Annotated in this window: 8 protein-coding genes; 2 read left to right on the forward strand and 6 right to left on the reverse strand. The window is 70.4% G+C overall.

Going from position 1 to position 10,384, the window contains the following annotated elements; translation table 11 throughout:
- Positions 1-532: 532 nt before the first annotated feature.
- From AF1_RS13415 to AF1_RS13435, 6 genes are all read right to left on the reverse strand, one after another.
- On the reverse strand, positions 533-1,075 hold the full coding sequence (locus AF1_RS13415) for a DUF1707 SHOCT-like domain-containing protein (RefSeq protein ID WP_067797538.1): 543 nt from the start codon (positions 1,073-1,075) through the stop codon (positions 533-535).
- A gap of 322 nt (positions 1,076-1,397) precedes the next feature.
- Positions 1,398-3,188 (reverse strand): thiol reductant ABC exporter subunit CydC, encoded by a 1,791-nt coding sequence (cydC, locus tag AF1_RS35820; RefSeq protein WP_207394071.1) that lies wholly within the window; start codon positions 3,186-3,188, stop codon positions 1,398-1,400.
- Positions 3,185-4,840, reverse strand: a complete 1,656-nt coding sequence (gene cydD / locus AF1_RS35825; protein WP_207394070.1) for a thiol reductant ABC exporter subunit CydD — start codon at positions 4,838-4,840, stop codon at positions 3,185-3,187. Before cydD ends, cydC begins: the two co-directional genes overlap by 4 nt.
- The gene (cydB, locus tag AF1_RS13425; RefSeq protein WP_067797541.1) at positions 4,837-5,853 is read right to left on the reverse strand and encodes a cytochrome d ubiquinol oxidase subunit II; all 1,017 of its coding nucleotides are present in this window, start codon (positions 5,851-5,853) and stop codon (positions 4,837-4,839) included. Before cydB ends, cydD begins: the two co-directional genes overlap by 4 nt.
- A gap of 11 nt (positions 5,854-5,864) precedes the next feature.
- On the reverse strand, positions 5,865-7,283 hold the full coding sequence (locus AF1_RS13430; protein ID WP_067797544.1) for a cytochrome ubiquinol oxidase subunit I: 1,419 nt from the start codon (positions 7,281-7,283) through the stop codon (positions 5,865-5,867).
- 177 nt (positions 7,284-7,460) lie between these two features.
- Positions 7,461-8,336 (reverse strand): S1 family peptidase, encoded by an 876-nt coding sequence (locus AF1_RS13435; protein ID WP_067797547.1) that lies wholly within the window; start codon positions 8,334-8,336, stop codon positions 7,461-7,463.
- 231 nt (positions 8,337-8,567) lie between these two features.
- On the opposite strand from AF1_RS13435, the gene AF1_RS13440 reads away from it, so the two are divergent.
- Together AF1_RS13440 and AF1_RS13445 are read left to right on the forward strand one after the other, a co-directional pair.
- Positions 8,568-8,831 (forward strand): hypothetical protein, encoded by a 264-nt coding sequence (locus AF1_RS13440; protein ID WP_067797549.1) that lies wholly within the window; start codon positions 8,568-8,570, stop codon positions 8,829-8,831.
- Positions 8,832-9,064: 233 nt separating this feature from the next.
- On the forward strand, positions 9,065-10,384 hold a 1,320-nt coding region (locus AF1_RS13445; protein WP_084262850.1), incomplete at its 3' end, for a DEAD/DEAH box helicase.

The raw sequence follows: 10,384 nt of genomic DNA on the forward strand, positions 1-10,384 counted from the left end.
TCCGACTCCAGACCGGCGCCAGGGACTGGCGCCGTGGAGCAACGGCTTTCCGCAACTCTCGTACCTACGGTGACGGGCTGTACCCCCTGTCCGCCCACCTACCGAACAAGACCGCCTGTCACGAGTTCCGATGGCCGTCGGCAATGGGTAGTGCAGTATTGCCAACCTCGCTCCCAGGACGGATACGCCCTAACAGCTTGGCCGGCTTGCTCACTGCAAAGAGCCGCGCCTATCGGCTTTGCGGGTCGGACGTCAGGGGGTCGAATCCCCTGGGCTCCACCTGCAAACACCCTCATCTCGATGATGGATGAGGGTGTTCGTGTAATTAGGCCACTGGGGCAAGGGGCGCGCCGCCGGCCTTTGAGGGGGTCGTTGACCGGCTCGATCAGCTGGTGGACTTTGGGCGGGTGCTCGCCGGGCCAGGGCTGCTCCCCGCGCATCGCGACACGGCCGCTGCCCTGCCTCGACGCAGCAAGGCGGGGGAAGAACGGCGACTAAGCCGCACGCTCACGAGTCGTGGCCATGAAGTGCTTCAACGCCGTGCGTGGCGGATCTTCAATCGTCCGAACCCCATGGTTCCGGAGATCCGGATTTTCGGCCCGCCGGGGCGAGAGCGTCGCCGAGTCTTGTGCAGGGCGGCCTTCCACACGGTGCGCAGATCCTCGAAGTCGATAACCGCGTCGCGAGGCACCGTGATCTTGGCCTTGCCGGTGCCGACCTGCAACTCGATGTCGACGACCGGGTGTTCGATGACCGCCCGGGACAGGTCCAGATGCACCCTTCCGAAGGCGGACTCGACCTTGAGGGTCCGAGGTACTCGCCATGCGCCACGCCGCCGGATCCGTCCGCTGAGGGCGGCAATCGTGGACGTCGTCCCCGCACTTTCTCCCGGGAGCGATGCCAGCGCCGACATAAGCTCGTCGTGCGTCTTGGCGGTGAGCGCCTTGTGGAGGCGCTCGTCCAATTCATCGTGCGAGATATGCCCTTTGGCGTACGCCTCCTGCAAGCGCTTCACGGCCGTATCGCGGTCGTCTTCGCCGGCCGGTGGCGCTGGATCTTTCGGCAGGGAATTCACCTTTTTACTCTAGCGCCGTGCTTGGGCGAGGGGAACGTGTGGAAGTCCGCAGCGGGCAAGGCATCCGATGGCAGCCCGGCCGCTCCTCATCATGGCGTTGATCGCTCACCCAGCGAACGGATGTGGTCAGGCACCAGCAGAGGGCGCGGGCCAAGGCGATGCGCTTCGTTTCGGCAAGAACCTGGCCACATATGGGGACGTGTGTCGTCGCGTCCGCCGGGTTTCCGCAAGTGCCGCAGGTCGCTTGTCGCGTGTGAGAGCGCATGAGCGAGTGCGGTCAGGGGTTTGGTGGCAGGGCCGGGGGCGGGGGCCTTTCAGGCTTTCACGAGGCGGAGCCGGAACGTTGGGGGGTGGGGGCGCATTCGCGGTGCCAGAGGGTGCGGTAGAGGCCGGGGCGGGAGATCAGGTCGGTGTGGGTGCCGCGGTCGGTGATGCGGCCCTTGTCGAGGACGATGATCTCGTCGACGGCGTCCAGGCCGGCGAGGCGGTGGGTGACGAGCAGGGTCGTCCGGCCCTCGGTGGCGGTCAGGAGGTCGGCGGTGAGTTCGTCGGCGGTCGCGATGTCGAGGTGCTCGGCGGGCTCGTCCAGGAGGAGGATCGGGAAGTCGGCGAGGAGGGCGCGGGCCAAGGCGATGCGCTGGCGCTGGCCACCGGAGACTTGGGCGCCGTGCTCACCGACGTGGGTGTCGAGGCCGCGGGGAAGGGAGTCGACCCAGTCGAGGAGTCGGGCGCGGCGTAGGGCGTCCCGGATCTCGTCGTCGGTGGCGGTGGGACGGGCCAGGCGGATGTTCTGCCCGATGGTCGAGTCGAACAGGTGGGCGTCCTGGGCGCACAGACCGATGACCTTGCGGACGTCGTCGCCGGTCAACGCGCGGAGGTCAACGCCGTTCAGCGTCACCTCGCCGGAGGCGGGGTCCAGGAAGCGCAGGAGGACGGAGGTCAGGGTCGTCTTGCCCGAGCCGCTCGGTCCGACGATCGCGCAGCGGCGGCCCGGGGTGAGGTCCAGGGAGATGCCATCGAGGGCGTAGGGGGCGGAGGGCGTCCACCGGGCTCGGAGGTTCTCGACCTTGAGCGTGTACGGGGACGCGGGGAGCGGCGCCGGGTCGGACGGGTCCTCGATGGGGACGGGTGCGTCCAGGACGGCGAAGATCCGCGTGGCCGAGCGGCGGACCCGCTCCAGGTACTGCGCGGCCAGGGGGAGGCCGGCGACGACCTCGAACGCGGCCAGCGGAAGCAGGACGATCACCGCGAGCAGCACCCCGTCGAGCGCTCCCGAGCGGACCGCCGGCACGCCGACGGCGAGGCTCCCCCAGACGGCCAGGCCGCCGGCGAGGGCGGAGATGGCCGCGCCCAGGCCGGCGGTGGTGGCGGAGCGGGCCGCGGCGCGGGTGAAGTCGCGGTCCAGGCGGGTGGCTTCGGCGAGGTGGGCCGGGGCGGCGCCGTAGGCGATGAGTTCGGGGGCGCCCTGGAGGGTGTCGACGACGTGGGAGGTCAGTTCGCCGCGCAGGTCGGTGGTCTGGCGTTCGGCTCGGCGTGCCATGGCGGACGACAGCCACGGGGCGGCGACACCGGCGGCCAGCAAGGCGAGCAGGAGGACGACGCCCGCTGAGGGGAGCAGCGCCCAAGCCAGTCCTACCGAAGCGCCACCGACGACGGCGGCGACCGTGTACGGCAGCAGAACGCGGAGGAAGAGGTCCTGCACGGCGTCGACATCTGCGACGAGGCGGTTCAGGAGGTCGCCGCCACGGAACGCGGGGAGCCCGCCGGGTGCGAGTCGTTCCAGCCGTTCGTACACGCGCGCGCGCAGATCGGCCAGGATGCGGAAGGTCGCGTCATGGCTGACGAGACGTTCGATGTAGCGGAACACGCCGCGGCCGAGCCCGAAGGCGCGGACGGCCACGATCGCGACCATCAGTATGAGCACGGGCGGGTGCTGCGCCGCACGCGAGATGAGCCACGCGGAGGTCGCCATGAGCCCGACCCCGCTGCCCAGCGCCAGAACGCCGAACACGACGGCGAGGGCGAGCCGTCCCCGGGCCGGCCGGGCGAACCCGATCAGCCGGAGGAGCGCGCCGCGCGAGCGGAAGGTTTCACGTGAATCATCGGCGGTCATGCCGTCACCGTCTCGGGTTCCACCGTCACCACGCGGTCCGCCAGCGGGAGCAGGGTCGGACGGTGGGCGACCAGGACGACGGTCCGGCCGGTTTTCAGGCGTTGCACGGCGTCGATCACGAGGGCTTCGCTTTCCGCGTCCAGGTTCGAGGTGGGCTCGTCCAAGAGGAGGAGTGGCGCGTCGCGGAGGAAGGCGCGGGCGAGGGCGATGCGCTGCCGCTGGCCGGCCGACAGGCCGGAGCCGCGCTCGCCGAGGGGGGTGTCGAAGCCCGCGGGCAGGGCCTCGATGAACTCCAGCGCGTTCGCCGCCTCGGCGGCGGCCCGCACCGCTGCCGGCGACGCCTCCGGGCGGCCCAGCCGGATGTTGTCGGCGACCGTCCCGGCGAACAGGTGGGGACGTTGCGGCACCCAGGAGATCATGGCGCGCCAGGCGTCCGGGGAGAAGCCGGCGAGGTCGTCCCAGTCGACCAGGACGCGTCCCGAATCGGGCTGGACGAATCCGAGCAGCACCGACAGCACGGTCGACTTCCCGGCACCGCTCGGCCCGACCAGGGCGACCGTCTCCCCCGGATGGACGGTCAGCGAGAAGCCGTCGAGGGCCGGGACGTCGCGTCCGGGATAGGTGACCGTCGCCCCGTCCAGGCGGACGGTCGCGTGGGAAAGGTCGGGAATGTCCGTCCGGGAACCGGTGCTGGGCACGGGGGTTTCGAGGACCTCGAAGATCCTCGCCGCGGCGGTGAGGCCCTCGGCGCTCGCGTGGTACTGCGCGCCGACCTGCCGCAGCGGAAGGTACGCCTCCGGCGCCAGGATCAGGACGAGCAGCGCGGTCTCCAGCCCGAGCCCGCCCTCGACCAGCCGCAGCCCGATCGACACGGCGACGAGCGCGACGGAGAGCGTCGACAGCAGTTCCAGCACGAGCGCGGACAGGAACGCGATCCGCAGCGTCGACATGGTCGCGCGCCGGTGCCGGTCGGTGACCTCGCGGATCTTCGCCGCCTGCGCCCGCGCCCGGCCGAAGATCTTCAGCGTGGGGAGCCCGGCGACGACGTCCAGGAAGTGCGCGGCGAGGAGGGAGAGCGTCCGCCACTGCCGGTCCATCTTCCGCTGGGTGGTGAGCCCGACGAGGATCATGAAGACGGGGATGAGCGGCAGCGTCGCCGCGATCGTCACGGCGGACAGCCAGTCGCCGAGCAGGATCCGGAACCCGACGGCCGCCGGGACGATCACCGCGAGGACGAGCTGCGGCAGGTAGCGGGAGAAGTAGTCGTCCAGCGCGTCGATCCCGCGGGTGGCGAGGGTGGCGAGCTCGCCGCTGCGTTCGCCGGACAGCCAGCGCGGCCCCAGCGCCAGCGCGCGGGCGAGCAGCCGGCCGCGCAGCTGCGACTTCACCGCGGCGGACGAGCGGTGCGCGGCGACCTCCTGCAGCCAGGCGACCAGCGTCCGGGTGAGGACGACGGCGAGCAGCAGCAGGAGCGGGGTGCGCAGGCCGGCGAGCGACGCGCCGCGCAGGAACGCCCGCGTGAGCATGTCGGCGAGCAGCGTCGCCTGCGCGATGATCAGCCCGGCGGTGGCGGTGCCGAGCGCCACGGACGACACGAGGAAGACCCGTGTCGTCCGGGCGTACTTCAGCAGCCTCGGGTCGAGGGGTTTCACGGCACCGGCTCGGGCTTTTTCGCGGGCGGGATGCTGGAGGTGCCGATCCGCTTGCGGAACACCCAGTATGTCCACCCCTGGTAGATCAGCACGATCGGGGTGAACACGACCGCGACCCACGTCATGATCTTCAGCGTGTAGCCGGTCGAGGCGGCGTTCTGCGTGGTCAGGCCGCCGGAGCCGAGGGTGGACGGCATGACGTCCGGGAACAGCGCGGTGAACAGGGTCGCGACGGCGAGCACGATCGCGGCTCCGGTGCCGATGAAGGCCCAGCCCTCGCGTCCGCGCCGGTTGGCGACGGCGGCGACCAGCAGCCCGGCGGCGGCGCCCCCGGCGGTCAGCCAGGTCACCGGCTTGCCGTGCTGGAGCTGGGTGATCAGCAGGAAGCTCCCGCCGGCGGCGATGGCGGCGACGACCGCGACGGTCGCGACGCGGCGGGCCTGCGTCCGGATGTCGCCGGACGTCTTGAGCGCCAGGAACACCGCCCCGTGCAGGACGAACAGGATCGTCGTGGTGAGCCCGCCGAGCAGCGCGTACGGGTTGAGCAGGTCGAGAAGCGTCCCGGCGTACTCGTGGTCGGCGGCCAGCGGCACGCCCCGGACGATGTTCGCGAACGCGACACCCCACAGGAACGCGGGCAGCAGGCTCCCCCAGAAGATCGCCTTGTCCCAGCGGGACCGCCACCGTGCGTCGTCCTTCTTGCCGCGGTACTCGAACGCGACGCCGCGCACGATCAGCGCGAGCAGGATCAGCAGGAGCGGCAGGTAGAAGCCGCTGAACAGGGTGGCGTACCACTCGGGGAACGCGGCGAACGTGGCGCCGCCGGCGACGAGGAGCCACACCTCGTTGCCGTCCCAGACGGGGCCGATGGTGTTGATGAGGACGCGCCGTTCGACGTCGTCACGGCCGAGGGCGGGCAGCAGGATGCCGACGCCGAAGTCGAAGCCCTCCAGGAAGAAGTAGCTCGTCCACAGGAAGGCGATGATGATGAACCAGACGGTGGTGAGTTCCATGACCAGGGTCCTCAGTAGGCGAACGCGAGCGACCGCTCGGAGTCGGAATCGGAGTCGTCATCGTCGGCGGGCGGCGGCAGCACCTCGTCCTCGGACGGCGGCCCGGCCTTCGCGTACCTGATCATCAGTCCGGCCTCGATGACCATGAGGATGCCGTACAGCGTGGTCAGCGAGATGACGGAGATGAGCATCGACGTGGGGGTCACGCCGGGGGAGACGCTCGCGGAGGTCTTCAGCACGCCGAAGACCGACCAGGGCTGCCGGCCCATCTCGGTGAAGATCCAGCCGGCGGAGTTGCCGATGAACGGGAGGCTCAGCGACAGCACGCCGATCCGGTAGACCCAGGGGCTGGACGGCATCCGGCCGCGCCGCAGCAGCCACAGCCCGGCGAGCGAGACGAGCGCGGTGAGCGCGCCGACCCCGACCATGATCCGGAAGTTCCAGTAGGCGACCGGGATGATCGGCCGGTAGTCGCCGGGCCCGTAGCGCGCCTGCTCGGCGGCCTGGACGTCGTTGATGCCCTTGACCTCGCCGTCGAAGCTGCCGGTGGCGAGGAACGACAGGACGCGCGGCACCTTGATCCCGAAGACCTCCTCGTCGCCGTTCAGCGTCCCGATGGTGAAGATGGAGAACGAGGCGGGCTGCTCGGTCTCGTAGAGGGCCTCGGCGGCGGCCATCTTCATCGGCTGCTGGTCGGTCATGACCTTGCCCTGGACGTCGCCGGTGATGGCGACGCCGATCGACGCGATCGCCGTGACGACGAGGGCGAGCTTCAGCGAGGGGCGGAAGACCTCGACGTTCTTGCGGCGGGCGAGGTGCCAGGCGCTGACGCCGGCCATGAACAGGCCGCCGGTGACGAACGCCGCGGTGATCGTGTGCGGGAACGAGACGAGCTGCGTCGAGTTGGTCAGCACGGCCCAGAAGTCGGTGAGGACGGCCCGTCCGGTCTCGTGGTCGATCCGGTAGCCGACGGGGTGCTGCATCCAGGAGTTGGCGGCGAGGATGAAGTACGCCGACAGCAGGGTCCCGATGTGGACGAGCCAGATGCTCGCGTTGTGCAGCTTCTTCGGCAGCCGGTCCCAGCCGAAGATCCACAGGCCGAGGAAGGTCGACTCGACGAAGAACGCGAGCAGTCCCTCGATGGCGAGCGGCGCCCCGAAGATGTCGCCGACGAACCGGGAGTAGTCACTCCAGTTCATTCCGAACTGGAACTCCTGCACGATGCCGGTGACGACTCCCATCGCGAAGTTGATCAGGAAGAGCTTGCCCCAGAACTTGGTGGCGCGCAGGTACTTGGTCTTCCCCGTGCGGATCCACGCCGTCTCCAGGCCCGCGACAAGTGCGGACAACCCGATGGTCAAAGGAACGAAGAAGAAGTGGTACACGGTGGTGATTCCGAACTGCCACCGTGCGATGTCGACCGAGTCCATGGCCCAGGTGCCTCTCCGGCTAACTACTACAAGCTGTAGTACTACATCCTGTCAGAGATACTACGGGCTGTAGTACTACGGTACGTCGTAAGATCGCTCACAGCGCTGACCTGGGATCCGGCGGACATGACGGGACCCGCGACCGATGCCGGCCGCGGGTCCGTGGGAATCAGTTCGTCAGCCGCGTGGAACGAGACATCCCGGACGGCTGAAGTCGATCACGCTGCCGGCCGCGATGCAGGCGGCCAGCATGTAGGTCTCCTGCGCGTACCCGATGTGCGGGTGCACGGTGACGTTGCCCGCCTCGTCGACCTCGCAGGGATTGTTCAGCGTGCACTGGCCGCCGTTCTCGTTGATGGTGTTGTTCGCGCCGATGACCTTGCCGGACGCGGCGTCGATGACCGGCGACCCCGAGGTGCCGCCGATGACGTCGCACTCGGGCGTGTAGCGCAGCGAGTCGTTCCACGTCCACTGGTCTTCGCGGAGCCGGTGGGCGAACCCGTCGAGGCCGCAGGAGTAGATGCGCCGCCAGTAGCCGGAGACGACGCGCAGGTCGGTGCCGGCGGTCGGGTGCTGCAGCGACAGTTCCAGAGCGGGCGTGTTGTAGGTCCGGCGGATGCTGGCGTAGCTCCTGTTGAGCCGGTACAGGGCGACGTCCGTGTCGGTCATCGTCGCGTACAGCATCGCCGACGCGCGCAGGGTGCCGAGCGAGCGCTGGCCGCTGGGGTCGAGCAGGCTGAACGAACGCCTGGACGGCTGGTCTGTGATCACCTGCCCGGGGGCGGGCTCACCGCCCTCGTAGCAGTGGCCGTTGGTGAGCACGAGCGCGGGATCGCTGTCCGCGGCGGTCGGGGTGCGCACCAGCGAGCCGGAGCAGTTGCTGAGCGCGACGATCCCGGTGAAGTCGACGGCGACCTTGGGCGGCGCGGGGGCGGCGGGAGCAGCGGGGGCGGCGGGAACGACGGGGGCGGCGGACGCGGTGGACGCGGCGGCGGTCAGCGTCCCGGCCCCGAGGAAGGCGGCGACGAGCACGCCCAGGATGCGTCTTTGCATGGCGGGGGGTCCTCTCAAGGTGAGGCTGGCGGGGGGCAAGCGCCAACGGCGGCGAGTGCCCGGGAGCACATTGGCACCCGTCACCGGACGCGCAGCGCGATGCTAACCGGACCACCGGCCCAGCGGAAGCACCGTGCCCCCCGAGCCGCGAGAACCCGGTAGATCCGGCAGGCATTGCCGAACGGCGCCGTGCCGGCCTCATGTGCGGGGTGTGCGCCTTAGAATCGCGGGATGGAACTCAGGGACGCGGCGCGCATGATTCTTTCCGAGTCGGCGGGTCACCCGGAGCTGCTCCGGGTGACCCGGGCGGCGCATGACCGGCTGTCCCGTGGTGAGCGGGTCGCGCACACCGACCTGAGCTGGATGCTCAAGGAGGCCGCGCGCAAGAACGTCTATCCCGCGCTCCACGCCCGGTACGGTGCCGCGGCCTTCGACGAGATGGTCGTCGTCCTGAGCCGCGAGATCGACCGCCAGGCGCCGGTGCGTTCCCGGTAGGGAACGCGTCCACGGGCCGTCTCCCGGCCTGGCCGAGCCGGGGGTGACGCATGTTCCTGCGGGGACGGGGCATAAGAAGGCACCCCGGCAACGTTAGACTCTAGGAATCACTCTCGACGCCCCCTGGCGTCCGGCTCGTCCTTGCAGGCCACGCACATCGTGACGCCTCCCGAGACGTGCCCCCTCTCGGAAGGTAATGCGTGACCACAGCTGCCGCTGCACAGAACCCGTCCATGCCCGCTACCGCGGACGAAGAGCGGGTTCCCACCTTCGCCGAGCTCGGCATCCCGCCGGTGCTGGTGAACGCCCTGGAGCGCCAGGGCATCGAGGCCCCGTTCCCCATCCAGGCCGCCGCGATCCCCGACGTCATGGCGGGACGTGACGTCCTCGGACGCGGTAAGACCGGCTCCGGCAAGACCCTGGCGTTCGGCCTGCCGATGCTCAGCCGCCTGTCCGGCCGCAAGGCCGCCCCGAAGCGTCCGCTGGCGCTGATCCTCGTGCCGACCCGCGAGCTCGCCCAGCAGGTGCAGACCAACCTGGAGCCGCTCGGCCGCGGCCTCGGGCTGCGCTTCAAGACCGTCATCGGCCAGACGTCCATGTTCAAGCAGATCGACGCGCTGCGCCGCGGCGTCGAGGTCCTCGTCGCCACCCCCGGCCGGCTGAAGGACCTGATGCGGCAGAACGCCTGCGACCTGTCCGACATCGAAATCACCGTGCTGGACGAGGCCGACCACATGGCCGACATGGGCTTCCTGCCCGACGTGACCGACATCCTGGACGCGGTCAAGCCAGGCGGGCAGCGCCTGCTGTTCTCCGCGACCCTCGACAAGGACGTGGACGTCCTGGTCAAGCGGTACCTGAACGACCCGGTCACGCACGCGATCGGCCAGGTGGACGAGTCCGTCGCCACCATGGAGCACCACCTCCTCCTCGTGGCGCCGAAGGAGAAGAGCGCCATCACGGCGGAGATCGCCAACCGCGAGGGCCGGACGATCCTGTTCGCCCGCACCAAGCACGGCGTCGACCGGCTCGCCAAGCAGCTCGTCCAGGCCGGGGTCCGCGCGGCGGGCCTGCACGGCGGCAAGAGCCAGGGGCTGCGCACCCGCACGCTCGCCGAGTTCCGCGAGGGCTCCATCAGCGTGCTGGTCGCCACCGACGTCGCCGCCCGCGGCATCCACGTGGACGACGTGTCCCTGGTGATGCACGTCGACCCGCCCGCCGACCACAAGGACTACATGCACCGTGCGGGGCGCACCGCCCGCGCCGGTGAGCGCGGCACCGTCGTGACGCTCGTGCTGCCGCACCAGGTGCGCGCGACGTCGGCGATGACGCGCCGGGCCGGCATCAACGCGCCCCGCGTCCGGGTGAGCACGGGCGACGCCGAGCTGACGAAGCTGACCGGCGCCCGTCCGCCGTCCGGCATCCCGATCGAGGAGCCGATCATCCCGGAGCGTCCCCGCCGCGAGGGCGGCCGGGGCCGCCAGGGTGGCCGCCGTGGCCGCGGCCCGCGCTCCTTCGACCGCCAGGACGGCGGCCGCCGCCGCGACGGCGAC

The organism is Actinomadura formosensis NBRC 14204 (genome assembly GCF_001552155.1).
GTDB classification, from domain to species: Bacteria; Actinomycetota; Actinomycetes; order Streptosporangiales; family Streptosporangiaceae; genus Spirillospora; species Spirillospora formosensis.

Bases quoted from the DNA above. Each gene is read 5' to 3' on its own strand.
- AF1_RS13435 (WP_067797547.1), bottom strand. From the start codon at position 8,336: ATGCAAAGACGCATCCTGGGCGTGCTCGTCGCCGCCTTCCTCGGGGCC.
- AF1_RS13440 (WP_067797549.1), top strand. From the start codon at position 8,568: ATGGAACTCAGGGACGCGGCGCGCATGATTCTTTCCGAGTCGGCGGGT.
- cydB (WP_067797541.1), bottom strand. From the start codon at position 5,853: ATGGAACTCACCACCGTCTGGTTCATCATCATCGCCTTCCTGTGGACG.
- cydC (WP_207394071.1), bottom strand. From the start codon at position 3,188: ATGACCGCCGATGATTCACGTGAAACCTTCCGCTCGCGCGGCGCGCTC.
- AF1_RS13430 (WP_067797544.1), bottom strand. From the start codon at position 7,283: ATGGACTCGGTCGACATCGCACGGTGGCAGTTCGGAATCACCACCGTG.